Genomic DNA, 25,527 nt, shown 5'->3' with positions numbered 1-25,527 from the left:
TAAATCAAGCCAATTGAGCTATTAGTACTGGTCAGCTGCACGCATTACTGCGCTTCCACATCCAGCCTATCAACGTGGTGGTCTACCACGGCTCTATAGGAAGAACTAGTTTTGAGGTGAGTTTCCCGCTTAGATGCTTTCAGCAGTTATCTCTTCCATACTTAGCTACCCTGCACTGCAGCTGGCGCTACAACAGGTCCACCAGTGGTATGTTCAACCCGGTCCTCTCGTACTAGGGTCAACTCCTCTCAATTCTTCTACACGCATAGCAGATAGGGACCGAACTGTCTCACGACGTTCTGAACCCAGCTCACGTACCACTTTAATTGGCGAACAGCCAAACCCTTGGGACCTGCTCCAGCCCCAGGATGTGATGAGCCGACATCGAGGTGCCAAACACTGCCGTCGATATGAGCTCTTGGGCAGTATCAGCCTGTTATCCCCGGCGTACCTTTTATCCGTTGAGCGATGGCCCTTCCACTCAGAACCACCGGATCACTATGACCGACTTTCGTCTCTGCTCGACTTGTCAGTCTCACAGTCAGGCAGGCTTATGCCATTGCACTCTACGAACGATTTCTGACCGTTCTGAGCCTACCTTCGCACGCCTCCGTTACTATTTGGGAGGCGACCGCCCCAGTCAAACTACCCACCATACAATGTCTTGATGCCGGATGACGGCAATCAGTTAGATACCAAGAAAAACAAAAGAGGTATTTCACTGGTGACTCCACAAAAGCTGACGCCTTTGCTTCAATGTCTCCCTCCTATACTAAATATGTTTTTCCTAATACCAATGTAAAGTTGCAGTAAAGGTGCACGGGGTCTTTCCGTCTAACTACGCGAACTCCGCATCTTCACGGAGAATTCAATTTCACTGAGTTGATGTTGGAGACAGCGGAGAAATCGTTACGCCATTCATGCAGGTCGGAACTTACCCGACAAGGAATTTCGCTACCTTAGGACCGTTATAGTTACGGCCGCCGTTTACTGGGGCTTCAGAAGTTAGCTTGCACCAACCGCATTAACCTTCCAGCACCGGGCAGGCGTCAGACCCTATACATCCACTTACGTGTTAGCAGAGCCCTGTGTTTTTGATAAACAGTCGCTTCTCCCTGGCTTGTGCCACCCATCTCTAGTTGCCTAAAAACAGGTCTTCCTTATCCCGAAGTTACGGAAGCATTTTGCCGAGTTCCTTCAACATCATTCTCTCAAGCGCCTAAATATACTCTATTAATCCACCTGTGTCGGTTTAGGGTACGGTCTAATGATGGAGCTATTTCTTGGAACCTTTTCGCGGCATACTCAATCCATTAAGAGTACACAACTTACAAGATCCGTCACTACCATCTGGTTAAGGAATATTAACCTTATTTCCATCGACTACGGCTTTCGCCCTCGCCTTAGGTGCCGACTAACTCTGCGCGGATTAACCTTGCGCAGAAACCCTTGGATTTTCGGCGAAGAAGTTTTTCACTTCTTTTATCGTTACTTATGTCAGCATTCGCACTTCTGATACCTCCAGGATCCCTCACGGGTATCCCTTCACAGGCTTACAGAACGTTCCGCTACCGCTTATAAAACTCGAAAGTTTTATAAACCCACAGATTCGGTATATGATTTTAGCCCCGTTACATCTTCGGCGCAGAAACTCTATTAGACCGGTGAGCTGTTACGCTATCTTTAAAGGATGGCTGCTTCTAAGCCAACCTCCCGGCTGTTAAGGAATTTCCACATCCTTTCACACTTAATCATAATTTTGGGACCTTATCTGGTGGTCTGGGCTCTTTCCCTCTCGACCATGGACCTTAGCACCCACAGTCTGTCTGTTGAAGAACAATGTCTAGCATTCGGAGTTTTATTAGGTTTGGTAAGAATTTCTTCCCCCTAGCCCATTTAGTGCTCTACCTCTAAACATCTATTTATTCAACGCACTACCTAAATAGTTTTCGCGGAAAACCAGCTATCTACGAATTTGGTTGGCCTTTCACCCCTTACCACAAGTCATCCAAAGACTTTTCAACGTCAACTGGTTCGGTCCTCCGGTTGGTGTTACCCAACTTTCAACCTGCTCATGGTAAGCTCATTCGTTTTCGGGTCTAATTCATAAAACTAATCGCCCTATTAAGACTTGCTTTCGCTACGCCTACACCTAGATGGCTTAAGCTTGCTTTATAAATTAAGTCACTGACCCATTATACAAAAGGTACGCCGTCACTCTAAAAAGAGCTTCGACTGATTGTAGGCATGCAGTTTCAGGTTCTATTTCACTCCCCTAATAGGGGTTCTTTTCACCTTTCCCTCACGGTACTAGTTCACTATCGGTCACTGAAGAGTATTTAGGCTTAGAGGGTGGTCCCCCTATATTCGAGCAGGATTTCACGTGTCCCGCTTTACTCAAGAATTTTGTTAAACATTACTCATACGGGACTATCACCCTCTATGGTTAGCATTTCCAAACTATTCAGATTTTTTTAACAAAACTACTGGCCTAGTCCGCGTTCGCTCGCCACTACTAACGGAATCTCAATTGATTTCTTTTCCTCTGGTTACTTAGATGTTTCAGTTCTCCAGGTTGTCTCTTTAAACCTATGTATTCAGTTTAAAGTACCACATAAAGTGGTGGGTTTCCCCATTCGGAAATTTTCGGATCAAAACTTACATACAGCTCCCCGAAACTTATCGCAGTATATCACGTCCTTCATCGGCTTTCAGTGCCAAGGCATCCACTACACGCCCTTAAACGCTTGATTTATGCACAGAAAAAAATTCTGTGTTGAATCAAATTTTTATTTTGAACATTAGCTAATAACATTACTAATGTTCGGATATAGATATTGATATTAATTATTATTTTTATTTACAATTTTTATAACTAAGTGTTTTTGGTGGAGGATAGCGGGATCGAACCGCTGACCTCCTGAATGCAAATCAGGCGCTCTCCCAGCTGAGCTAATCCCCCATGATCTTAAAATTGGTGGGCCGAGAAAGACTTCGAACTTTCGACCCCACCCTTATCAAGGGTGTGCTCTAACCAACTGAGCTACCGGCCCCCATTCAAGAGAAACACTACTTTAAGAAGAGAAATGAGGACGGTCAACATTACCGATGTATATTATTTAGAATGAAATTTTACTTTCATTCATCCTTAGAAAGGAGGTAATCCAGCCGCAGGTTCCCCTACGGCTACCTTGTTACGACTTCACCCCAGTCGCTGACTATACCGTGGTCAAGGGTTTAAAACCTTGCCTTAAGGTAGAACCAACTCCCATGGTGTGACGGGCGGTGTGTACAAGACCCGGGAACGCATTCACCGTGGCACGCTGATCCACGATTACTAGTAATTCCAGCTTCATGCACTCGAGTTGCAGAGTGCAATCCGAACTGAGGTATCTTTTAGGGATTTGCTCAACTTCGCAGTCTTGCTTCCTGTTGTAGATACCATTGTAGCACGTGTGTAGCCCAACACGTAAGGGCCATGAGGACTTGACGTCATCCCCACCTTCCTCCAGCTTATCACTGGCAGTTCTTTCAGAGTGCCCAACTTAATGATGGCAACTAAAAGTGAGGGTTGCGCTCGTTGCGGGACTTAACCCAACATCTCACGACACGAGCTGACGACAGCCATGCAGCACCTGTGTTTCGTCCGGCCGAACCGAAAACTTTAATCTCTTAAAGTCGCGACGAACATGTCAAGTGTTGGTAAGGTTCTGCGCGTATCTTCGAATTAAACCACATGCTCCACTACTTGTGCGGGTCCCCGTCAATTCATTTGAGTTTTAACCTTGCGGTCGTACTCCCCAGGCGGTGTGTTTATCGGTTTCCCTGCGACACTGAAAATAAATTTCCAACGTCTAACACACATCGTTTACGGCATGGACTACGAGGGTATCTAATCCTCTTCGCTACCCATGCTTTCGTTCCTCAGTGTCAGTAATGATCCAGAAAGCTGCCTTCGCAATTGGTATTCTTTCTAATATCTACGAATTTCACCTCTACACTAGAAATTCTGCTTTCCTCTATCATACTCTAGCTGAAAAGTTTTAATGGCAGTTCCAGAGTTAAGCTCTGGGATTTCACCACTAACTTTTTCAACCACCTACGAACTCTTTAAGCCCAGTAATTCCGAACTACGCTAGGTCCCTTCGTATTACCGCGGCTGCTGGCACGAAGTTAGCCGGACCTTCTTATTCGGGTACAGTCATTTTCTTCCCCGACGAAAGAGCTTTACAACCCAAAGGCCTTCTTCACTCACGCGGCATCGCTGCATCAGAGTTTCCTCCATTGTGCAAGATTCCCCACTGCTGCCTCCCGTAGGAGTTTGGGCCGTGTCTCAGTCCCAATGTGGCTGATCATCCTCTCAAATCAGCTATTGATCACAGTCTTGGTAGGCCATTACCCCACCAACAAACTAATCAAGTGCAGGCTCATCCAATGGTGCATAAAGCTTTCTCCGTAAAGACTTATCCGGTATTAGCACAAGTTTCCTCGTGTTATTCCAGGCCAAAGGGCAGATACCTACATGTTACTCACCCGTCTGCCACTAAGTATTGCTACTTCGTTCGACTTGCATGTGTTAGGCGTGCCGCCAGCGTACGTTCTGAGCCATGATCAAACTCTCAAGTTTAAAAACGGCGCACACTAGCTTCTATATAAATTCTAAGAATAAAATTTATATAATGTTGAAGTGTGTACGACAAATTTTGGTAACCTTAACCGTCCACACTTCTCTTCTTAAATTTTTACTTTTTAAATAGCTAATTGGGTCTAAAAAGCCCAATAATCCACACAAATTTATTGTGTTAACAATAATTTTCGTGAGAAAGTGTGACGCTTATAGGCTAAAATAAAAGGAAATCAAGCGTTTATGAATAAAAAAAATACTAAAAATTGATGATTTTATTGGGTTTTTTTTGATTTTTTTGTGCTGCTAAACTAATAATTCTAATCAAAACATTATTAAATGCTAAAAAAACTTCAATCAACTTTTTTAAAAAACCTAAAAATATTAGGATTAATTTTTTTAATTATTTTTTCAATAATAGTTGCAACGTTATCTTATCACCAAAAAGAAATAGGTAAGAGTCAATACAATAACTTTATTAATAATATTTATTTAAAAAAAACTCTTAATGAAATTGTAAATAATTTAGAACCTAGATATAAAAAATTTAATCACAGAATCAAATCTGGAGAAACTTTTGACAAAATACTTGATAGTTATTCAATAGAAAAAAAAGAGATAAGAGCCATAAAAGAAAGTCTGTTAAAAAAATTTAACATAAATAAGTTAAATACTAATCAAAAAATTCAAATTACCTTAGATCAAAGTAATAACAAAATTAAAGAATTTGTTTTTCAAATTTCAAATACTAAAAAAATATATCTTTCAAAAAGTAGTGGGGAGTTAGATTTTAATGAAAGAATATTAACTATACAATTAGATAAAAAAATTATTTTTAAGGAAAATATAATACTTCAAAGTCTTTATAAATCTGCAACTGATCAAAATATACCACCAAATACTATAATTGAATTTGCAAGAATTTATGGTTTTCAAGTAGATTTTCAAAGAGATATTCGTAAAGAAGATAAATTTCAAATTATGTACGAAGTATTCATTGATAAAAATAATAAAGTAATTGAAACAGGAGAAATTCTTTTTGCGAATCTTAAGTTAAGTGGTCAGGATAATTCATTGTATTATTTTGATAAAGAAAACGTTGAGGGCCATTACGACAAAAATGGAAAGAGTGTGCAAAAGGCACTAATGAAAACACCTATTAACGGTGCAAGATTATCTTCATCATTTGGAATGAGAAAACATCCTATCGATGGATTTAACAAAATGCATAGAGGAACTGATTTTGCTGCACCCAAAGGAACACCTATTATGGCTTCTGGCAATGGTATAATCAAAAAAGCCAGTTGGTGTGGAGGTGGTGGAAATTGTGTTAAAATAAGACACAACTCAATATATGAAACTGTTTACGCGCACATGTCAAAATTTGCACGAGGAATTAAAAAGGGAGTTAGAATTAAACAAGGTCAAACTATTGGTTATGTTGGCTCAACTGGAAAATCAACTGGTCCACATTTGCACTATGAAGTTATTGTTAATGGAAAAAAAGTGAACTCTCAAAAACTAAAACTTCCATCAGGTAAGGTTTTGAAAGGAAAAAATAGAGAACTTTTTGAAACTAACAAAATAAAATTAAACGTTTTAAAGTCAGAAAAAATTATTGGATTAAATTAATTATCCTCTGGTTTTTTTTTAGAAATGGGTTTAATTTCAGCTACAATTTTTTTATCTTCACTATTAATTTCTTCAGATTTCACTGATAATTCCTGTGTTTCAGGTGTATTTTCAGTAGATTTATTCTCAGCAAATTTTAGTTTTTTATAATTTTCTTGTTCGTTCAAAATTCTTGTGAAGTGGTCCGCATGTTGAAGATAATTTTCAGATAATATCTTATCTCCATTAGAAGAAGCCTCTCTCGCTAAATCATTATATTTTTCTATTAACTTCGGAGCATTATGGTTATTTCTGCCAGGAGCCTTTCTTCTAAAGTTTTCATTGTTTGAATAATTTGATCCAAATTTAGGTCTATCTCCACTACTTTTAAAATTTCTATCATTTCTTCTGAAATTATTTCTTCTAACGTTATTATTGTTTCTAAATGTTACCATATATCTAATTAATTATATTTTAGTACTTACTATGCAACGATCGTTATTTGCAAGATCCTTGACAGTACTATTTATATAAAAACCTTTGCTGTTTAATAATTTAATAACTTTACTTTTTTGATCAAAACCAATCTCTAAAATAAATTTTCCATTTTTTTTTAACAGTTCAGATGATTTTTTTATTACTTTTCTGATTACTGATAAACCATCTAATCCACCATCTAGAGCTAATTTAGGCTCAAATTTTAAAACATCTCTCTCCAAATATTTTAAATTATTTCTTTTAATATAAGGGGGATTAGAAACAACTAAATCATATTTGCCTTGAGTAAATTTGTCAACATCTGATTTATAAAATTTTACTCTTTCGTCTACAAAGAGCTTTTTTGCATTAATTTTCGATATTTTTAATGAATTTTTACTAATATCTATTCCTGATCCGTAAAAATTCTTTTTTTCTTTTAGAACACTCAAGAGAATGCACCCCGAGCCAACTCCAATATCAAGAATTCTTAAACAATCCTTATTCTTAGTAACTTTTAAAATTTGCTCTATAATAATTTCTGTATCAGGACGGGGTATAAGGGTGTTTTTATTAACATAAAATTCGCTTTTCCAAAAAAACTTTCTGTTTAATAGATAAGCTATTGGTTTTTTAGTGGCTCGTTCATTAACCAATTTTTTAAAATATTCTAAATTTTCAATATTTAAAACTTTGTCATCATTTAAGATTATGTACTCACGATTTTTATCTAGAGCTTTGGCCATTAATATTTCTGTGTCAAGTTGAGCTGATAGAATAGATTTATCTTTAAGAATATTTGTTCCTTCAATAACTGCTGACTTAATGTTCATTTAATTTAAACTACTTAAACTATCTTCTTGTGCTTGTAATGTTAACGACTCGATCATTTCATCAAAAGCTTCACCTTCTAAAAATTCCTCTAATCTATGAAGTGTTAAATTAATTCTGTGATCTGTTACTCTTCCTTGAGGAAAATTATATGTTCTAATTCTTTCAGATCTATCTCCTGTTCCTATTTTTGTTTTTCTGTCTTGTGATCTTTCTTGGTCAATTCTTGATCTTTCTAATTCATATAACCTTGACCTTAAAATTTTCATACCCTTGGCTTTATTTTTATGTTGGGACTTTTCATCTTGCTGTGAAACAGATAATCCTGTTGGAATATGAGTAATTCTAACTGCACTATCAGTTGTGTTTACTGACTGTCCTCCTGGTCCACCTGCTCTAAAAACATCTATTCTCAAATCAGACTCATTTATTTTTAAATCAACTTCCTCTGCTTCAGGCAATACTGCAACGGTTGCTGCTGAAGTATGAACTCTTCCTTGAGTTTCGGTATCTGGCACTCTTTGAACTCTATGAACGCCACTTTCATATTTTAAAGTTGAATAAATATTGGTTCCTTTTATTGATGCTATAACCTCTTTTAATCCTCCAGCATCGCTTCTTGAAATTGATATCAATTCTAGTGTCCATTTTTTTTTGTGACTAACTTTTTCATACATCTTAAAAAGATCTGAAGCAAATAGGCTTGCTTCAAGTCCTCCAGTTCCTGCTCTAATTTCTATGATTGCATTTTTTTTATCAGCTTCATCTTTTGGAAGTAAAAATAATTTTAATTTTTTTTCATTTATTTCGAATTCAGTCTTTAATTCAGATAATTCAAGTTCAGCCATATCTTTTAATTCTTTATCTGCTGAAACATCATTTAAAATTTTTTCTAAATCTTTTTTATCCTCTTCATATGATAAATATTTTTTAGCATTTATTATAATTTCATTAAGATCAGAGTACTCTTTTGATTTTTCAGCAAATAGCTTTTTGTCAATTGCACCTGAAGATAAATCTTTTTCTAAAGTTGAGTGCTTTAATATAAGTTCTTCAATTGTTTTTGCAGGTATCATTATTTTTTTTCTAACTCTGAAGCTTTTTTTTCAACTTCAGCCACTACTTTATCAATTATTTCATTTGTTAAGACTTTCTTACTCTGAACACCAGAAAGATAAAGCATATTGTTTCCTTTTCCGCCACCTGTTATACCCACATCTGTCATTGCTGCTTCACCAGGGCCATTCACTACACATCCAATTATTGACAGCGTAACTGGAGTTTTAATATGTGATAATTTTTCTTCTAAAACCTTTACAGTATCGATTACTTGAAATGCTTGTCTGGCACATGATGGACAAGAAATAATTTTTACCCCTCTATTTCTTAGTCCTAATGACTTTAAAATCTCATTACCAATTTTTATTTCTTTTACCGGGTCATCAGAAAGTGAAATCCTGATAGTGTCCCCAATTCCGTCTAAAAGCAACGTTCCAAGTCCAATAGACGATTTCACACTTCCAGAGACAAAACTTCCAGCTTCTGTAATTCCAAGATGCAAGGGATAATCCATTGCTTTTGAAAGTTGACGATAAGCTGCAATTGATAAAAAAACATCTGACGACTTAACGCTAACTTTAAAGTTAAAAAAATCTTGATCTTCTAAAACTTTGATATTTCTCAAAGCACTCTCTACTAAAGCCTCTGGACAAGGTTCTTTATATTTTTCTAAAATATCTTTTTCAAGGGATCCTGCATTTACACCAATCCGGATTGAACAATCATTATTTTTTGCAGCACTTAAAACATCATGAATTTTTTGTTTATCACCAATATTTCCTGGATTTATTCTTAAACATTTTGCTCCGTTTTCTGCAGCCTCAATTGCTCGTTTATAGTGAAAATGAATATCAGCAATTATAGGTAGTTTTACATTGTTTGTTATTTCTTTTAAAGCTTTTGTAGAGTCTTCATCTGGACATGAAACTCTTACAATGTCTGCTCCTTCTTCATGAATTGCATTTATTTGATCAATTGTAGCTTTAACATCAGTTGTTAAAGTATTGGTCATGGACTGAACTGAAATTGGATTATCCCCACCAATCTTTACATCACCAACATTTATTACTCTGGTTTTTTTCCGATTAATATTTCTGAAGGGCCTAAGGCTCATAAAATTTAGTCTAATTTAAATTCTTTGTGCAATACTGCTATAGCTTTTTTTACTTGATTAGTAGCAACTAAAACTGAAATTTTAATTTCAGAAGTAGATATTACTAGGATATTTATTTTTTTTGAAGCTAAAGCTTGAAACATTCGATAGGTTATTCCAGGGGTTGTTATCATTCCTACCCCAATTATTGAGACTTTAGATACATCTTTATCAAAAGATAACTTTTTGTAAGATATTTTTTTATTCTGTTTTATAAATTTTTCTGTTTTTTTTAAGTCATCAGCTTTTATTGTAAATGTGAGATCTGTTTCCTTGCCATTAAGTGAGATATTTTGAACAACCATATCAACATTTATTAAATTTTGAGACAAAGGTTTAAAAATTGAAGCTGCTACACCTGGTTTATCTTTAACTCCTTCAATTGTAATTTTTGCATCATTTTTTGTTGATGAAATTCCAGTAATAATTTGATCGCTAAAGGCTTTTGATGAATTTGTGATTAAAGTTCCAGGCTTTGAAACAAATGAAGATTTAACTTTTATGTCTATTTTGTTCAATTTTGCATCTTGCACAGAAGTTGGTTGCATTACTTTTGAGCCCAAAGATGCCATTTCTAACATTTCATCATAAAATATTTTTTTAATTTTTTTTGCATTTTTGTACTGTCTGGGATCAGTGGTATAAACACCATCTACATCAGTATAAATAATACATTCATCTGCTTTAATAAATTTAGCTAACATTATTGCAGTAGCATCTGAACCGCTTCTGCCGATAGTTGTTAGCCTATAATCCTTGTTTATTCCTTGAAAGCCAGTGATTACAGGAATTCCTCCACTTTTAAGATAGCTCTGTAATTCTTTTGAAACTACTTTATTAATTCTTGCTGCAGAATAAGGTCCTTCAGTTACAATAGGTATTTGCCAAGATAACCAAGATCTAGATTTAAACCCTATATGCTTTAGTCTTCCAGCAATTAAAGCACACGAAACTTGTTCTCCTGTGGACAGTAGAGAATCATATTCAGCTTTGTCAAAATTATTACTAATTAATTTAGATTTATTTACTAGTTCGTTAGTCACTCCACTCATTGCAGAGGAAATAACCACTACATTATTCTTCTTCTTTTTGTAAGAAGATATAATTTTACATACTTTTTTAATTCTATCGATACTTCCAACAGAAGTCCCACCAAACTTTAAAACAACAGTTTTCATTGATCAAATTTATTTATTATATTTTAATAAATAATTGATAAAATACATCTAAGTTGTTATGTCAACTAATTATCGATTATGAGCACTGTAAATAAAAAAGAAATTGAAAAATTTTCAAAAATGGCGGCTGAATGGTGGGACCCAAGAGGAAAATTTAAGCCACTTCATAAATTCAATCCTATAAGAATTAAGTATATTAAAGAAAACATTATTAATAGTTTTAAATTAAAAGACAAACAAAGACCTCTAGATAAAATCAATATATTAGATATTGGTTGTGGCGGAGGACTTCTATCTGAACCAATGACAAGATTAGGTGCAAATGTAACTGGAATTGACGCATCAAGCAAAAATATCAGTATTGCTAAGTTACATGCAAAAAAAAATAAACTTAAAATTAATTATTTATGCTCATCACCTGAAAAATTAAAAATTAAAAAAAAATTTGATGTTATTTTGAATATGGAAATAGTTGAACATGTAGAAGATATTAATTTTTTTATAGATTCTTGTTCAAAACTTTTAAAAAAAAATGGCCTTATGTTTGTCGCCACTCTTAATAAAACATTAAAATCTTATATATTTGCAATAGTTGGGGCAGAATATGTTTTAAGATGGCTTCCGATAGGAACTCATGACTGGGAAAAATTTGTAAGACCAGAAGATCTTAAAAAAATTTTAAACAAAAATAATTTAAAATTAGAAAAGTTAAATGGAATGAATTTTAATATAATTAAGGATGAGTGGACTGTTTCTTCAGACACTTCAATTAATTATATTGTAAAATCTATAAAACTCTAATTATCTTTGTCCTCTACCCAAGGTATCATCTGAGCATCGATGCCTTCTTCCTTAAGTTCCATAAGATCTTTCTTGGAAGCATTTCCATAGATACCTTTAGTTTTTTTTTTAGGACTATAATGAATAGATCGTGCTTCATAAGCAAAATTTTCACCAACAAATTTAAAATTTTCTTTAATAAATTTTTGATAACTTTTAATAGTTTTTTTTACATTATTATATTTATCTAATTGCAAATCGTTTTTTTTATCTTTTTTATTGTTTCTTAAGCTGGGTGCCATTAGAGATTTATCTACTGTTTTAGAATTACAAATATGACAGATTAAAAGATGTTTTTTTTTTAATTTTTCAAATTCCTTAGATGAAGCAAACCAACTATCAAATGTTGTTTGGCAGTCTTTACACGCTAGTTTATATTTAATCATGATATTTAATTAATAATCCTTAAAAAATTTTCCATACCACTAACTTCTATAATCTGCATTAATATCAATATATTTTTTTGTAAAATCCATTGTGTAAACAGTAAAGCTTTTCTTTCCAGTAAATATTTCAATATCAAGATCAATATTTTCATTTTTCATGTACTCTGAAGCTTTTGTTTCATCATAACCTTGATGTAGTTTTCCATCTTGTACAATTTTTAAATTTCCAAATTTAATTAAAAGTTTTTTCAAATTTATTTTTGGTCCAGCTTTACCTATTGCCATAATTATTCTACCCCAGTTAGGATCTTCACCAGCAATTGCGGTTTTAACTAAAGGAGAATTAGCGATAGAAAGAGCAATCTGCTTTGCCTCAATTTCTGATTTACACTTTTTAACATTTACCGTCACAAACTTTGAAGATCCCTCCCCATCTGAAACGACTCTTTTTGCTAGATTTAACAAAACCTTGTTTAAAGCCTTATCAAAATTTTGAATTTTTTTGTCATTTATATTTTTAATTTGTGCATTATCTACTTTACCAGTTGCAAAAATTGTTGCCATATCATTGGTACTTGTGTCGCCATCACAAGTTATGGCATTAAAAGTTGTTGCTATATTTTTTTTAAGTAATTTATTTAAAATGTCATTTGAAAGTTTAGCGTCTGTAAAAACATAAGCTAAAGTAGTTGCCATATTTGGATGGATCATTCCTGAACCTTTTGCTATTCCATAAATCTTAATTTTTTTATTTGCAATTGTGCATTCTTCCATTGCTAACTTAGGCTTAGTATCAGTTGTCATTATGGAAAGTGCAGCCTTCATCCAAATAAATTTATTTTGGGTATATTTAATTTTATTAATTAAACTTGGGATTTGATGTGAAATTTTTTCATAAGGATAAGGTTCCCCAATAGTTCCTGTGCAGCCAAAGATTATATCTTTTGAAGAAATTTTTTTTAGAATATCTTCATCTTGCTCTTGTTTTTTTGTTAATTCTGATGAAATAATATGTGATAGTTTCTTTAAACTTTCATAACCTTGCTTACCCGTAAAAGCATTGGCATTCCGAGTGTTTACTATAAGAGAATAAATTTTTTTACTATTTTGATTTAAGTTCCACTTGATATTTTCAGATATTATTTTTGACTGAGTATAAACTGATGCATGATTAGCTCCGTCTCTAAAATAGAACATGGATAAGTCATCTCTATTATCATTATATAGATTTGCACTTACAACAGAAATAGATACACCATCAATATGATCAAGGTCTTGAAAATCAATCATTCTGGCATTTTTTGATTTTGAAGATAAAAAGTTTGATAAATTAATTCCCATAGTGTTTAAAATAATTATTTAATACATATATTAAACATTATAAGTAAAGAATAAATCAAATACTCATGTTCAATCCTTTAAATCTAATTACAAAATTTATTAAATCTAGCAATCAAAAAGAGTTGGATAGAATTGGTAAAATTGTAAAGACAATAAATTCACTTGAGGATGAATTTAAAAAACTTGACGACTTAGATTTTCCAAAAAAAACCCAAGAATATAAAGAACAAATTAAACAAGGAAAAACCTTGGATGAACTTTTACCACAGGCATTTGCATTAGTAAGAGAAGCATCAAAAAGAACTCGAAATGAAAGACACTTTGATGTTCAAATAATTGGGGGAGTAGTTCTTCATGAAGGTAAAATTGCTGAAATGAGAACTGGAGAAGGAAAAACTCTTACAATTTCTCTTGCTGCATACTTAAATGCTCTAACTGAAAAAGGTGTTCACATTGTAACTGTTAATGATTACCTAGCAAAAAGAGACTCCATAGAGATGGGGCAAATCTATAACTTTTTAGGTTTATCATCAGGTTACATTAATAACGACCAAGATGATCATGAAAGAAAGAAAAATTATAATTGTGACATCACATATGCAACCAATAGTGAACTTGGATTTGATTACTTAAGAGATAATATGAAATTCTCAGAAAATGAAATGGTTCAAAGAGAACATTCATTTTCTATAGTTGATGAAATAGACTCTTGTCTTATCGATGAAGCTAGAACTCCACTAGTCATATCAGGTTCTGCTGAAGATAAAACAGCTCAGTATCTTGCTGTTGATAAGCTTGTAAGACAGTTAAGTAATAAAGATTATGAGATAGATGAAAAAGAAAAAAGTATTCTTTTAACTAATGATGGAATAAATAATGTAGAAAGAATTTTTTCTACTGCTGGAATTTTAAAAAACAATAACTTTTATGATCCAGAAAATTTACATCTAGTTCATCATGTCAATCAAGCTCTTCGTGCTAATCATTTATTTGAAAAAGGTAAAGATTATATTGTTAGAGATGAAAGCTTAAAAATTATAGACGAACTGACTGGCAGAATACTTGAGGGTAGAAGATTTGGAGATGGTTTACATCAAGCTTTGGAGGCAAAAGAACAAATAAATATTCAAGCAGAAAATCAAACCTTGGCTTCAATAACATATCAAAATTATTTTAAACTTTATAAAAAAATATCAGGATGTACTGGAACTGCTGCAACTGAAGCTGAAGAATTTTATGAAATCTATGGTTTAGCTGTTGTGATTATTCCAACTAATAATGAAATGATTAGAAAAGATTATAATGATCAAATTTTCAGAACTGAGGAAGAAAAAAATAATGCAATTGTTGACAAAATTGTTGAGCGTCATAATGCTGGCCAACCAATTTTAATTTTCACATCTAGTATTAATAAGTCAGAAATTTATTCAACCTTGTTAAATAAAAAAAATATTAAACATGTTATATTAAATGCAAAAAATCACGAAAATGAAGCAGATATAATAGCCAATGCGGGTAAAGAAAAATCAGTAATCATCACAACTAGTATTTCTGGTAGAGGTGTGGATATTCAGCTGGGTGGTAAAAAAGGATCTATCAAAGAGGCTCAACTTCAAATCGATAAAAACAAAATAAAATCTCTAGGTGGCTTATTTGTAGTTGGGACTGAAAGAATGGAATCAAGAAGAGTTGATAATCAAGCAAGAGGAAGAGCTGGAAGACAAGGTGATGAAGGTAGTTCTATTTTTTATGTAAGTCTTGAAGACGATTTAATGAGAATTTTTGGATCAGAGTCTATGAATAAAATGCTTGAAAAATTAGGACTTAAAGATGGAGAAAGTATTGATCACCCATGGATTAATAAGGCTCTTGAAAGAGCTCAACAAAAAGTAGAGGCTAGAAATTTTGATATAAGAAAAACCTTAATAAAATTTGATAATGTTTTGAATGATCAAAGGCATGTCGTATTTTCTCAACGAAAAAATGCTATGAATAGTCGAAGCATATTTGATTATTCTGATGAGTTTTTAAAGGATATAATTGACGATATCATCAAGTTAAAAATCCAAAGTTTATCGAATCCTAAAAGTAATGAGTTTAGTAATCGCCTAAAACAGATTGTTGGTAAAAGTTTTGATGAGTTAGAATTAAAATCATTAATTTCTGCAAAAGATGATGAATTAAAAGAAAAAATTATCAATGAATTTTCAGAATCTAGAGATGAGAGGATAAAGGTTTTAGGAGAGGATCATGCAAAAGAAATTGAAAAAAGAATTTTCTTGCAATCAATTGATCTGAATTGGAAATCTCATATTCAATATCTTGAACAACTGAGACAAGTAATTGGACTTAGATCGTATGGTCAGCGAGACCCTTTGGTTGAATATAAAAAAGAGGCTTTCGATTTATTTTCTAATCTTCTTGAAAAATTAAAATTAGATTACGTAACTATTCTAATGAATCTAAAAGTTGTCACTGAGCAACAAGAAGAAAGAAAAGTATCAATGGTAGATCAAATTAAAAGTGGTAAAAAAATTGGCAGGAATGAACCTTGCTCATGTGGATCAGGTAAAAAATTTAAGCATTGCTGTGGTGCTTTATAAATTTAGAACAGACTAAAAACAGCAATCAATAAAACTAAGCCTGCAAGTATCGATCCAATTAAAACTTTTTTTGATTTTAAAATTTTATCAAAATTATTATTTTTAATTGTTAGAGTACTTAAATCTTCAGAATTGCTAATAAATCCTTGATTTCTTCCAATTTTTAAAAACTTATTTTTTCTTTCATTCATTATTTCTTCAGACGATAAATCTTTAAAATAGTTTAAATTTTTTGATATTGAGTCTTTTAAACTTTCTAACATTTGATCTCTATCTCTATGAGCACCGCCTAATGGCTCAGGAATAATTTCATCAATAACTTTTAATTCTAATAAATCTTTTGCTGAAAGCTTCATTGCTTTTGCAGCATCAAGCATTTTTTTTGGATCTCTCCACAAAATAGTTGCACACCCTTCTGGGGAAATTACTGAATAAATAGCATTTTCTAACATTATAACTTTATTTGATGAGGCCAAAGCGATTGCACCACCAGAACCTCCTTCTCCAATAATAATTGCCAAAGTTGGAACACTTAGTTCCATGCAACATTCAATTGATTTAGCAATAGCCTCTGCCTGACCTCTTTCTTCCGCTCCAACACCCGGATATGCTCCTGGCGTATCTATAAATGATATTATTGGGATATTAAATTTATTTGCTAAATTCATTAATCGAATTGTTTTACGATAACCTTCGGGTCTCATCATTCCAAAATTTCTCTCAATTCTAGTTTCTAAATTCTCACCTTTCTCTTGACCTATTACTAAAACTGAAGTGCCATTAAATTTAGCAAATCCTGTTAAAACAGATTTATCCTCTCCATAGAAACGGTCTCCAGACAAAGAAATGAAATCATCAAACAAATTATCAATGAAAAACTTAGATTTTGGTCTGTCCTCATGACGAGCAACCATCGTGGTTTGCCAAGGATCAAGGTTTGAGTAGATATCTTTTAATTTTTTATCAAGCTCAGCTTGTGTACTAGATATTTTTTGAGTGTCTACCTCGGAAAGACCATCTTGATTATAAGGATCTTTCAATTTTTCTATCTCAGATTCTAAATTTTTAATGTCTGTTTCAAAATTGAGATAATTTTTCATGGAGTATTTATAGTAGAATTTAAATTATAAAAAAGGCAATAAAATGTTAATTAAAATAATTATTAGCAATATTAATTGACTTAATATTTTTTAAGGATACAAATTTCACATCGGGAGAGACTAATTAACTTTTTAGCGCCGAAGGAGCAACCACCCCGGAAACTCTCAGGCAAAAGGACCGATCGAAGCATAACACTCTGGAAAGAGATTAATTTCCGCCGAAGGAGCAAAACTCTCAGGCAAAAATACAGATGGGGTAACAAAAGTGCTATGCCAGATAAATATATAAACATTCGTACTCTCAAAGTTTCAGAAAGTTTGTTAAATTTTGTTAATCAGGAGCTATTAACAGATACAGGTATTTCATCTGATAAATTTTGGTTAGGGTTTGAGAAAATTGTTAATGAACTCGAGCCTCAAAATAGAGAATTAATAAACTTTAGAGAAACTTTGCAAAAAAAAATTGATGATTGGCATATTAAAAACAAAGGTAATGAAATTAAACTAGATGAATATAAAAAGTTTTTATATGAGATTGGATATTTAAAAGAAGAAGGAGAAGATTTTTCAATAGAAACTGAAAATGTAGATGAAGAAATAACAAAAATAGCTGGACCACAATTAGTCGTACCAATTATGAATGCGCGCTATGCTCTTAATGCGGCAAATGCAAGATGGATGAGTTTGTATGATAGTCTATATGGAACTGATGTTATAGAGCAATCTGAAGATAGTGTATCTGAGAGGTACGATCCTTTAAGAGGAGAAATGGTTATTAAATATTCAAGAGATTTTTTAGATAAGCATTTTCCACTTAAAAATCTTAGTTGGCACAAAATTACGAGTATTGCTATTAAAGAAGGTAAGTTAAAAACCCTAAAGGGTGCTGACATATTTGATCTAGCTGAAGAACAAAAATTTATTGGTCATAGAGGTGAAGCTGATAATCCTTCAGCAATTATATTGAAAAATAATAACTTACATATTGAAATTTTAAGAGATCCAAGAGCTTTTAGTGCTCAACAAGATCATGCTGGGATTAGTGATATAATTTTAGAAGCTGCTGTCTCAACAATTTGTGACAACGAAGACAGTGTGGCTGCAGTAGATGCTGAAGACAAAGTTGTTTGCTACAGAAACTGGCTTGGATTAATGAAAGGAAATCTTAAAACACAATTTGAAAAAGATGGTAAATTATTTGAAAGAAAACTAAACCCAAACAGAAGTTATATTTCAAAAGATGGAAAAGGACTTAAGTTACATGGAAGAAGTTTATTGTTGGTTAGAAATGTTGGTCATTTAATGACTAACCCTTCGATAATTTTAAGTAATGGTAACGAAGTGCCTGAAGGTATTATGGATGCATTTATAACTGTTGCTGCAGCAATTCATGATTTAAAAAATAAAACAAATTCAAGAACTGGATCAATCTATATAGTTAAGCCAAAAATGCATGGACCAGATGAAACTGAATTTACAGACTTGATTTTTTCTAAAGTTGAGGAAGTATTGGGTTTAAAAAAATACACTTGTAAAATAGGAATTATGGATGAAGAGAGAAGAACATCATCAAATTTAAAAGAATGTATAAGAACTTTAAAAAATAGAGTTTTCTTCATTAACACTGGATTTTTAGACAGAACAGGTGATGAAATGCACACTTCAATGGAAGCTGGACCAATGATTAAAAAAGGAGATATGAAATCTTCTAAATGGATTTTGGCATATGAAAATAACAACGTTGATGTTGGGCTAAAATGTGGCTTATCAGGAAAGGCTCAAATTGGAAAAGGAATGTGGGCAATGCCTGATAAAATGAAAGATATGATGGAGCAAAAAACAGGACACTTAAAAGCAGGAGCTAATTGTGCCTGGGTTCCTTCTCCAACAGCAGCTGCCTTACATTCATTACATTATCACGAAATCAATATCTTTGATGAACAAAAAAATATTATAAAAAGAGAAAAAGCAAAATTAGATGATCTTTTAACAGTTCCTGTTGCAAACAGACCAAATTGGTCAGTAGAAGAAATAAATAGTGAAATATCAAACTCTGCACAAACATTGCTTGGTTATGTAGTTAGATGGATTGATCAAGGGGTTGGGTGTTCTAAAGTTCCAGATATAAACAACATTGGACTGATGGAAGATAGAGCAACACTTAGAATATCTTCACAACATATTGCTAACTGGATACATCATGGAATTACTACTAAAATTCAGGTTACTGAAATTATGAAAGAAATGGCCAAAATAGTAGACAAACAAAATGAAAAAGATTCTGCTCATACTAGAAGTGGAAGAACTGGATACACTAAAATGTCCGACGACTTTGATCGATCTTTAGCTTTTCAGACTGCATGTAACTTAATTTTCAAAGGTAAAGAACAGCCTTCAGGTTACACTGAACCATTGTTGCATCAAAACAGATTAAAAAAAAAATTTAATCTGAATTAGAGTTTAAATTAGCTCTATTTTTAAAAGCAGAAAATAAAGTTCCATCATCTAAATTTTCAATTTCACCACCAACTGGCAATCCTTGAGCTAATTTAGTAATTTTTGCATTAGTATTTTTTAAACTATCTTGAATATAATACGCAGTAGTCTGCCCCTCAACAGTTGCACTTGTTGCAAGTATAACCTCTTCAATGCCTTCTCTGTTCACTCGTTCTACTAAAGAGTTAATTAAAAGATCTTCTTTTCTTTGTCCTATTGAAGAAATTGTTCCACCTAAAATATGAAAGTATCCCTGAAAGATATTTGAGTTTTCAATTGACCACTGATCCGCAATATCTTCCACAACACAAATTTTTGTATATTTTTCTTTTACACTTTCACAATTTACACATCCATTTAAATTAGATTTTAATGAACCACATGAATTACATCTTGTTACGTTTTTATAAACCTGAGCCAATGTGCTTGCCATCGGTTTAACTAATTCGTCTCGATTATTGATTAATTTAAGAACAATTCTTTTAGCTGACTTAGGGCCTAACCCAGGAAGCTTTGAAATTAATTTAATTAGCTCCTCAATCTCATTAATATTTTGCATTTATTATAATGGCCACTTAAAACCAGGTATTCCAAAACCTCCTGTGGCTTTTGAAATTTCCTCTGTGGTTTTTGATTTTAACTGTGATTTTGCGCTATTATGAGCTGCAACAATTAGATCTTCTATTATCGTCTTATCTTCCTTAATAATTTCATCTGATAATTGAATTTTTTGCATCTCTCCTTCACCATCAAGAGTAATTTTAACAGAATTAGAGCCTGAAATTCCTACGGCTTTTATTTCTTTAATTTTTTCTTGGCTTTCTTTCATTTTGGCCTCTAGCTCCTTAGCCTTATCCAAAATCTTACTAAAATCAGTCATTTTTATCCTCTTTTTTTTATTCAACTTTACATCTATAAGTTCTGCATCAGGAAATTTTTCCATTACTTTCTTATAAATCTCTAAGCTTTTAACCTCATTTATTAATTCATCTTTTTTATTTTTTTGTTTTTCTTTAACTGACATCTCACCTTTAGATTTACTAAAAGTAATAATCCACCTTTCATTGGTCCATTCATAGAGTTTTGAAGAAAGATCTTTTACAAAATCTTTATCTAAATTATCATTAAATGAAATTTCAATTCTATTTTTTTCAAATTTTACTAAATTTACATTTTTTTCTAATTCATATTTCAATTTAATTTCTTTTTTCAAAGTACAGACACTAAGAAGATCGTCAAATGAATTGATTAAACTTTTATCAATTGTTTTTATCTCTGGTTTAACTTCTGGTTTCTGTTTTTCCTCTTGAGCTATATTTTTAATTTGATTAACAGTTCTTGAATTATCCTCTAACTTCTGTTCGTTTTCTTCTTTGGCTCTATGATTAACCAAAGTATCATTACTTTCTTCTTGATCTAAATTTTTATTTAACTTAATTAAACTTAAATGCATTAATCTTATTAAAAACATTTCTATTGATAGATGTTGATTGGAAACAATATCTAATTCTTCAAGTGAGGATATTGTAAACTGCCAAAATAAGATTAAAACTTCAGAATCTACCTGATTAGAAATATCTTTGATTTTTGAAAACTCTTCATCATTAAGAGAGAAATTTGTACTTTCCAGAGATAATGAGTTAATATTTTTAAAATAATAAAGTATTTCTAAAAAATCATTCATAAATACTTTTGGTTCAACACCTTGATCATAAATTTTTCTATAAATATTAATAACTTTTTCCTCTTCACCTCTCAATATTAATTCAAATAAATTAATTAATTGAGACTTATCAAAATATCCAAAAATTTTTTGTGCGGCATTAAGATCTAGTTCTGTTTTTTCATCTAAGCTCAACAAGGCTCTATCCAATAAAGATAAGGCATCTCTTACAGACCCTTCTGATATTTTAACAATCAGCTTCAAAGCTTCATCTGAAGCTTTACCTTTTTCTTTTTCTTTAATATCTTTAATAAACTCAAATAATTCTGATGATTTAATTCTAGACAAATCAAATCTTTGACACCTTGAGACCACTGTAATAGGTATCTTTTTAATTTCTGTAGTTGCAAAAATAAATTTTAAATATTCTGGTGGCTCTTCAAGTGTTTTTAACAAAGCATTAAATGCTTGCTTACTTAACATATGAACTTCATCAATTATAAAAATCTTATATTTTGCTGACGTTGGGCCATATCTAGAAAATTCAATTAGATCTCTTACATCATCTACACCTGTTTTGCTGGCCGCATCCATTTCAAGCACATCAATATGACTTGAGTTAGCTATAGATTTACAATTTTCGCATAAATCTTTCTTACATAAATTTTCAATTCCATTTAAACAATTAAGCCCTTTAGCAACTATTCTAGCAGTTGTAGTTTTACCAATTCCTCTAATCCCAGTGAATAGATAGGCGTTAGGAATTTTATCTGCTTTAATGGAGTTAGTTATAGTTTCAGCCACTACTTCTTGACCAATTAAATCATCAAAAGTTTGTGGTCTATATTTTAAAGCTAATACTTTAGAATTGTTGTTCATTTTATTTATTTAAAGGAGACTAGAACCTGAATAACTGTCTCTACGACTGCTTCCGTTAGGATCTGGTCGGGTTCAAGCAGCATCCACCTCTAGCCTCCAGAACTATTATAGCAGTTATATTTTCTATTCTACAAGAAAAGTTTATTTTTTTTTATCTCTTAACTTATCAGCCTCAAAAACACCTAAGACGTGAAAATCTTCACAATGAAGTCCTAGTTCCTCCAAAGATTTTTGAACTTTTGGATCTTCTATATGTCCATCCAGATCACATAAAAAAAAGAATGAGTCGAATGTATTTTTTTCAGGATAACTCTGTAATTTTGTTAAGTTAACTCCATTAATTGCAAAACCACCAAGAGATTGATAAAGAGCTGCTGGCTTACTTTTAAGCTTAAATAAAAACGAAGTAATATATTTTTTTTCTCCAAATTCAGGTTGAGAAATATTTTTTCCCATAACTAAAAACCTTGTTAAATTACCACTTTCATTTTCAATATTTTTTTTAACAATATCTAATCCATAAATTTCAGCACTTAAAGAAGAAGCTATTGCTGCTTGCTTAACATCTTTTGTTTTTGAGATCATTTCTGCAGAACCAGCTGTATCAGCTCTAATATGTTCCACTATATTATTCTCTTTTATAAATTTTGAACATTGAGATAAACCTTGAGCATGAGAATATACTTCTTGAATGTCATTAAGTTTTGCACCAGGCTGACCAAGCAAATTGTGTTCTATTTTTTGAAAATGTTCTTTGTATATATTAAGTCTGTGTTTAAAGATTAAATATTCAATACCAATATTTCCTGTAATTCTATTAGACTCAGGAATGATTATTTTACACTCTGGTTCTAAACTTGCTCTATTAAAACATTCATCAAATGTTTTACAGGGTATTATTTCTGCATCTGGATCAACTGATAAAGCTGCTAAATGAGAATATGCACCAAAAGTTCCTTGAAAATAAATTTTACTCATTAAACTTTATATTCCATAATTTTTTTTAAGGCCAGATAATCTTCTTTAGTGTCTACTCCTATTGGAGAGGAGCTAGCAAGAGCAACATTTATTTCTATATTATTATCTAGTGCTCTTAACTGTTCCAGTCTATTTTCAATTTCATTTTTTGACTGATTAAGCTCAACAAATTTTTTTAATGTTTCTGTTGAATAGCAATAAATTCCTATGTGATGATAAATATTTGCTATTTTTGATGAACTTCTTAGGAAGGTATTTGCTTTAGAAAACTCATCTTCATTTAAATCTTTTTTGGTAATAACTTTTACTATATTTTCATTTTCTAAATCTTTGAGATCTTTCATTGTTGCAGCAAGTGTGCCCATTTTAGATTGACTACTTACCATTTTTTTATTTAAGTTTATAATGTCCTTAATATTAATTGCAGGTTCATCACCTTGTAAGTTCAATATTAAATCCACATCTTTAATCTTTAACATTTCGAATGCCTCATAAATTCTATCAGTTCCAGTTTTATGATTTTTACTTGTTAAAATAGCTCTACCTCCATTTTTAATAACATCATCTGCTATTTCTTGATCTTCTGTTGCAACAACTACTTCGCCAATATTTGCTTCCTGAGCTCTTCTAAATACATGAGATATAATTGATAAATCATTTATTTTTAGCAAAGGCTTACCAGGCAGCCTTGTTGCTAATAATCTTGAAGGTATAATGGTTAATGTTTTCATTAATAATTGAATTATATTTATGCCTATTAAATAGAAATAGAGGCAAATTTATACATTAAATTTTAGTAATTTTTCAATTTATCGTGATATATGTTCCTACATAATATTTAGAAAAATGGATTCTTTTGAAATAAATAAAATAGTCGCTGCTGTTTTGATGGTAGCTCTTTTAGTTATTGGTATTGGAAAACTGTCAAGTGTCGTATTTCATGTGGAAAAACCAAAAACTCCTGGTTATACAGTAGAAGTTGAACAGCCTACAACTGTATCGTCTTCCACGGAAACAACAGTAGAAGAAAAAATTGATATAGCAGCATTGATGTCAATGGGAGATGTGACTGTAGGTGAAAAAATTTTCAAAAAATGTGCAGCTTGTCACTCAATAGTTAAGGGTGGTAAAAACAAAATTGGCCCTGCATTATATAATGTGGTTGATAGAAAAGTTGGAGAAGTTGCTGATTACAAATATTCTAAAGCTTTAGCTGCTTACAATAAAAATTGGACATTTGAAGAACTAAATGGGTTTTTACAAAAACCAGCTAAATATATTAAAGGTACAAAAATGGCATACGCAGGACTTAGAAAAGAAAAAGATAGAGCCTCAGTTATAAAATACTTAAATCAAAATTCAGATAATCCTGTACCGCTACCTTAATTTTCCAAAACAATATAATAAAATACTTTTTTGGACATGAACTCTGTTAAGAGCTTGTTGCCATACGTGGGATTTTTTTCCTAAAAAAACTTCATCACTTACTTCAGACCCACGAGGTAAACAATGAAGAAAAATACAATCTTTCTTTGCATAATTCATTAATTTTTTATCTATTTTAAATTTTTTAAATTGTTCAATTTTTTTCTTTTTATTTACTTTATCGTTTAGAGAAATAACTTTATCTGAAAATATAACATCAGCTCCTATGAGGGCTTTTTTAGGATCATTATAAATAAATATTTTTTTGTTATTATTCTTTACCCATGCTCTTACTTCCTTGCCTGGTTCAAAGTTTTTTGGACATCCTATGCTAAGTTTAAATGAAAATTTTACAGACGCAGCTATTAAGCTATCTAAAACATTATTAGAATCTCCTATCCAGCAAATATTTAATTTTGAAATTGGTTTTTTTTTTATTTCTTCAGCAGTAAAAACATCTGACAAAACTTGAGTTGGGTGTGAAGATGGGCTTAGACCATTTATTATTGGGATTGATAAATAATTTTTAAAATCTTCAATTTTTTTATCACTATCTGTTCTTAACATAAAACCATCACCATAAGTTGATAGTATCTTGGCTGTATCTGATATGCTTTCGCCACCTTGGCCAAGATGTAACTCATTGGATCTAAGGGTTAAAGTTCCTCCACCAAGCTGCTTTATTGCCAAATAAAAGCTTATTCTTGTTCTCGAACTTGCTTTTTCAAACATCTGGATAAGCATTTTACCCTTTAATGGAGACCCTTTATCAACCTCTAAAGTGCTTAATTTTTTTCTAAGGTTTTTTCTTTTTTTTGCATCAACAATGATTTTTCTAAGATCTTTAGCTGGTATATCTTTTAAATTTATAAAATGTTTCATT

18 protein-coding genes, 2 tRNA genes, 2 rRNA genes and 1 riboswitch are annotated in these 25,527 nt (G+C 32.1%); of the genes, 5 read left to right on the top strand and 17 right to left on the bottom strand.

Annotated features, from left to right (window positions below):
• The 4 genes from ACIJYA_RS00605 to ACIJYA_RS00590 all read right to left on the bottom strand — a co-directional run bounded on the left by ACIJYA_RS00605 (position 1) and on the right by ACIJYA_RS00590 (position 4,627).
• A 23S ribosomal RNA gene (locus ACIJYA_RS00605) occupies positions 1–2,753 on the bottom strand.
• A 133-nt stretch (positions 2,754–2,886) separates the two neighbouring features.
• Positions 2,887–2,962, bottom strand: a tRNA-Ala gene (locus ACIJYA_RS00600).
• A 13-nt stretch (positions 2,963–2,975) separates the two neighbouring features.
• Positions 2,976–3,053: transfer RNA gene (locus tag ACIJYA_RS00595), tRNA-Ile, on the bottom strand.
• 99 nt (positions 3,054–3,152) lie between these two features.
• A 16S ribosomal RNA gene (locus ACIJYA_RS00590) occupies positions 3,153–4,627 on the bottom strand.
• Together the 16S and 23S rRNA genes with 2 tRNA genes alongside form the textbook arrangement of a ribosomal RNA operon.
• Positions 4,628–4,963: 336 nt before the next feature.
• Between ACIJYA_RS00590 and ACIJYA_RS00585 the strand changes: the two genes are divergently transcribed.
• On the top strand, positions 4,964–6,256 hold the full coding sequence (locus ACIJYA_RS00585) for a peptidoglycan DD-metalloendopeptidase family protein (protein ID WP_435088555.1): 1,293 nt from the start codon (positions 4,964–4,966) through the stop codon (positions 6,254–6,256).
• On the opposite strand, the gene ACIJYA_RS00580 is transcribed toward ACIJYA_RS00585, so the two are convergent.
• From ACIJYA_RS00580 to ACIJYA_RS00560, 5 genes are read right to left on the bottom strand one after another with little or no spacing between them, the layout of a single operon-like run.
• The gene (locus ACIJYA_RS00580; RefSeq protein WP_435088554.1) at positions 6,253–6,690 is read right to left on the bottom strand and encodes a DUF4167 domain-containing protein; all 438 of its coding nucleotides are present in this window, start codon (positions 6,688–6,690) and stop codon (positions 6,253–6,255) included. The two genes, ACIJYA_RS00585 and ACIJYA_RS00580, sit on opposite strands and share 4 nt — an antisense overlap.
• 12 nt (positions 6,691–6,702) lie before the next feature.
• Positions 6,703–7,545 (bottom strand): peptide chain release factor N(5)-glutamine methyltransferase, encoded by an 843-nt coding sequence (gene prmC / locus ACIJYA_RS00575; RefSeq protein ID WP_435088553.1) that lies wholly within the window; start codon positions 7,543–7,545, stop codon positions 6,703–6,705.
• A complete protein-coding gene (prfA, locus tag ACIJYA_RS00570; RefSeq protein ID WP_435088552.1) occupies positions 7,546–8,619 on the bottom strand; it encodes a peptide chain release factor 1 in 1,074 nt (357 codons plus the stop codon).
• A complete protein-coding gene (gene ispG, locus ACIJYA_RS00565; protein WP_435088551.1) occupies positions 8,619–9,716 on the bottom strand; it encodes a flavodoxin-dependent (E)-4-hydroxy-3-methylbut-2-enyl-diphosphate synthase in 1,098 nt (365 codons plus the stop codon). Before ispG ends, prfA begins: the two co-directional genes overlap by 1 nt.
• 5 nt (positions 9,717–9,721) lie before the next feature.
• Positions 9,722–10,933 carry an aspartate kinase gene (locus tag ACIJYA_RS00560; protein ID WP_435088550.1) on the bottom strand — a complete coding sequence of 404 codons (1,212 nt, stop codon included), beginning with the start codon at positions 10,931–10,933 and terminating at the stop codon, positions 9,722–9,724.
• 78 nt (positions 10,934–11,011) lie between these two features.
• Between ACIJYA_RS00560 and ubiG the strand changes: the two genes are divergently transcribed.
• The gene (gene ubiG, locus ACIJYA_RS00555; protein WP_435088549.1) at positions 11,012–11,734 is read left to right on the top strand and encodes a bifunctional 2-polyprenyl-6-hydroxyphenol methylase/3-demethylubiquinol 3-O-methyltransferase UbiG; all 723 of its coding nucleotides are present in this window, start codon (positions 11,012–11,014) and stop codon (positions 11,732–11,734) included.
• On the opposite strand, the gene ACIJYA_RS00550 is transcribed toward ubiG, so the two are convergent.
• Together ACIJYA_RS00550 and argJ are read right to left on the bottom strand one after the other, a co-directional pair.
• Entirely contained in the window at positions 11,731–12,159 is a 429-nt protein-coding gene (locus tag ACIJYA_RS00550; protein WP_435088548.1) for a DUF1178 family protein, read from the bottom strand. The two genes, ubiG and ACIJYA_RS00550, sit on opposite strands and share 4 nt — an antisense overlap.
• Before the next feature lie 39 nt (positions 12,160–12,198).
• Entirely contained in the window at positions 12,199–13,500 is a 1,302-nt protein-coding gene (gene argJ / locus ACIJYA_RS00545) for a bifunctional glutamate N-acetyltransferase/amino-acid acetyltransferase ArgJ (protein ID WP_435088547.1), read from the bottom strand.
• A gap of 65 nt (positions 13,501–13,565) precedes the next feature.
• On the opposite strand from argJ, the gene secA reads away from it, so the two are divergent.
• The gene (gene secA, locus ACIJYA_RS00540) at positions 13,566–16,103 is read left to right on the top strand and encodes a preprotein translocase subunit SecA (RefSeq protein ID WP_435088546.1); all 2,538 of its coding nucleotides are present in this window, start codon (positions 13,566–13,568) and stop codon (positions 16,101–16,103) included.
• A gap of 2 nt (positions 16,104–16,105) precedes the next feature.
• Here the strand turns inward: secA and ACIJYA_RS00535 are convergent, their stop codons facing one another.
• On the bottom strand, positions 16,106–17,203 hold the full coding sequence (locus ACIJYA_RS00535; protein WP_435088545.1) for an acetyl-CoA carboxylase carboxyltransferase subunit alpha: 1,098 nt from the start codon (positions 17,201–17,203) through the stop codon (positions 16,106–16,108).
• 101 nt (positions 17,204–17,304) lie between these two features.
• Positions 17,305–17,394: riboswitch (glycine riboswitch) on the top strand.
• Positions 17,395–17,473: 79 nt separating this feature from the next.
• Between ACIJYA_RS00535 and ACIJYA_RS00530 the strand changes: the two genes are divergently transcribed.
• The gene (locus ACIJYA_RS00530) at positions 17,474–19,660 is read left to right on the top strand and encodes a malate synthase G (protein ID WP_435088544.1); all 2,187 of its coding nucleotides are present in this window, start codon (positions 17,474–17,476) and stop codon (positions 19,658–19,660) included.
• Here ACIJYA_RS00530 and recR read toward each other — a convergent pair.
• The 4 genes from recR to kdsB form a co-directional block, all read right to left on the bottom strand.
• Entirely contained in the window at positions 19,647–20,258 is a 612-nt protein-coding gene (gene recR / locus ACIJYA_RS00525; protein ID WP_435088543.1) for a recombination mediator RecR, read from the bottom strand. The genes ACIJYA_RS00530 and recR overlap by 14 nt on opposite strands.
• A gap of 3 nt (positions 20,259–20,261) precedes the next feature.
• Entirely contained in the window at positions 20,262–22,241 is a 1,980-nt protein-coding gene (dnaX, locus tag ACIJYA_RS00520; protein WP_435088542.1) for a DNA polymerase III subunit gamma/tau, read from the bottom strand.
• A 141-nt stretch (positions 22,242–22,382) separates the two neighbouring features.
• Positions 22,383–23,219 carry a prephenate dehydratase domain-containing protein gene (locus ACIJYA_RS00515; protein WP_435088541.1) on the bottom strand — a complete coding sequence of 279 codons (837 nt, stop codon included), beginning with the start codon at positions 23,217–23,219 and terminating at the stop codon, positions 22,383–22,385.
• Positions 23,219–23,950 (bottom strand): 3-deoxy-manno-octulosonate cytidylyltransferase, encoded by a 732-nt coding sequence (gene kdsB / locus ACIJYA_RS00510; protein ID WP_435088540.1) that lies wholly within the window; start codon positions 23,948–23,950, stop codon positions 23,219–23,221. The genes ACIJYA_RS00515 and kdsB overlap by 1 nt, the downstream gene beginning before the upstream one ends.
• A gap of 115 nt (positions 23,951–24,065) precedes the next feature.
• Between kdsB and ACIJYA_RS00505 the strand changes: the two genes are divergently transcribed.
• A complete protein-coding gene (locus ACIJYA_RS00505; protein ID WP_435088539.1) occupies positions 24,066–24,605 on the top strand; it encodes a c-type cytochrome in 540 nt (179 codons plus the stop codon).
• Here the strand turns inward: ACIJYA_RS00505 and argF are convergent.
• Entirely contained in the window at positions 24,597–25,526 is a 930-nt protein-coding gene (gene argF / locus ACIJYA_RS00500) for an ornithine carbamoyltransferase (protein ID WP_435088538.1), read from the bottom strand. The genes ACIJYA_RS00505 and argF overlap by 9 nt on opposite strands.
• Position 25,527: the final 1 nt, after the last annotated feature.

It is taken from the genome of Candidatus Pelagibacter bacterium nBUS_29 (genome assembly GCF_051200905.1).
Taxonomy (GTDB): domain Bacteria; phylum Pseudomonadota; class Alphaproteobacteria; order Pelagibacterales; family Pelagibacteraceae; genus Pelagibacter.
Note: the sequence above shows the minus strand (reverse complement) of the source record. Positions and strands in the feature narration are given on the sequence as shown.

What these genes read in the sequence shown, in the direction of transcription:
- ACIJYA_RS00585 (WP_435088555.1), top strand. Translation starts at nt 4,964, where the DNA reads ATGCTAAAAAAACTTCAATCAACTTTTTTAAAAAACCTAAAAATATTA.
- ACIJYA_RS00580 (WP_435088554.1), bottom strand. Translation starts at nt 6,690, where the DNA reads ATGGTAACATTTAGAAACAATAATAACGTTAGAAGAAATAATTTCAGA.
- prmC (WP_435088553.1), bottom strand. Translation starts at nt 7,545, where the DNA reads ATGAACATTAAGTCAGCAGTTATTGAAGGAACAAATATTCTTAAAGAT.
- prfA (WP_435088552.1), bottom strand. Translation starts at nt 8,619, where the DNA reads ATGATACCTGCAAAAACAATTGAAGAACTTATATTAAAGCACTCAACT.
- ispG (WP_435088551.1), bottom strand. Translation starts at nt 9,716, where the DNA reads ATGAGCCTTAGGCCCTTCAGAAATATTAATCGGAAAAAAACCAGAGTA.
- ACIJYA_RS00560 (WP_435088550.1), bottom strand. Translation starts at nt 10,933, where the DNA reads ATGAAAACTGTTGTTTTAAAGTTTGGTGGGACTTCTGTTGGAAGTATC.
- ubiG (WP_435088549.1), top strand. Translation starts at nt 11,012, where the DNA reads ATGAGCACTGTAAATAAAAAAGAAATTGAAAAATTTTCAAAAATGGCG.
- ACIJYA_RS00550 (WP_435088548.1), bottom strand. Translation starts at nt 12,159, where the DNA reads ATGATTAAATATAAACTAGCGTGTAAAGACTGCCAAACAACATTTGAT.
- argJ (WP_435088547.1), bottom strand. Translation starts at nt 13,500, where the DNA reads ATGGGAATTAATTTATCAAACTTTTTATCTTCAAAATCAAAAAATGCC.
- secA (WP_435088546.1), top strand. Translation starts at nt 13,566, where the DNA reads ATGTTCAATCCTTTAAATCTAATTACAAAATTTATTAAATCTAGCAAT.
- ACIJYA_RS00535 (WP_435088545.1), bottom strand. Translation starts at nt 17,203, where the DNA reads ATGAAAAATTATCTCAATTTTGAAACAGACATTAAAAATTTAGAATCT.
- ACIJYA_RS00530 (WP_435088544.1), top strand. Translation starts at nt 17,474, where the DNA reads ATGCCAGATAAATATATAAACATTCGTACTCTCAAAGTTTCAGAAAGT.
- recR (WP_435088543.1), bottom strand. Translation starts at nt 20,258, where the DNA reads ATGCAAAATATTAATGAGATTGAGGAGCTAATTAAATTAATTTCAAAG.
- dnaX (WP_435088542.1), bottom strand. Translation starts at nt 22,241, where the DNA reads ATGAACAACAATTCTAAAGTATTAGCTTTAAAATATAGACCACAAACT.
- ACIJYA_RS00515 (WP_435088541.1), bottom strand. Translation starts at nt 23,219, where the DNA reads ATGAGTAAAATTTATTTTCAAGGAACTTTTGGTGCATATTCTCATTTA.
- kdsB (WP_435088540.1), bottom strand. Translation starts at nt 23,950, where the DNA reads ATGAAAACATTAACCATTATACCTTCAAGATTATTAGCAACAAGGCTG.
- ACIJYA_RS00505 (WP_435088539.1), top strand. Translation starts at nt 24,066, where the DNA reads ATGGATTCTTTTGAAATAAATAAAATAGTCGCTGCTGTTTTGATGGTA.
- argF (WP_435088538.1), bottom strand. Translation starts at nt 25,526, where the DNA reads ATGAAACATTTTATAAATTTAAAAGATATACCAGCTAAAGATCTTAGA.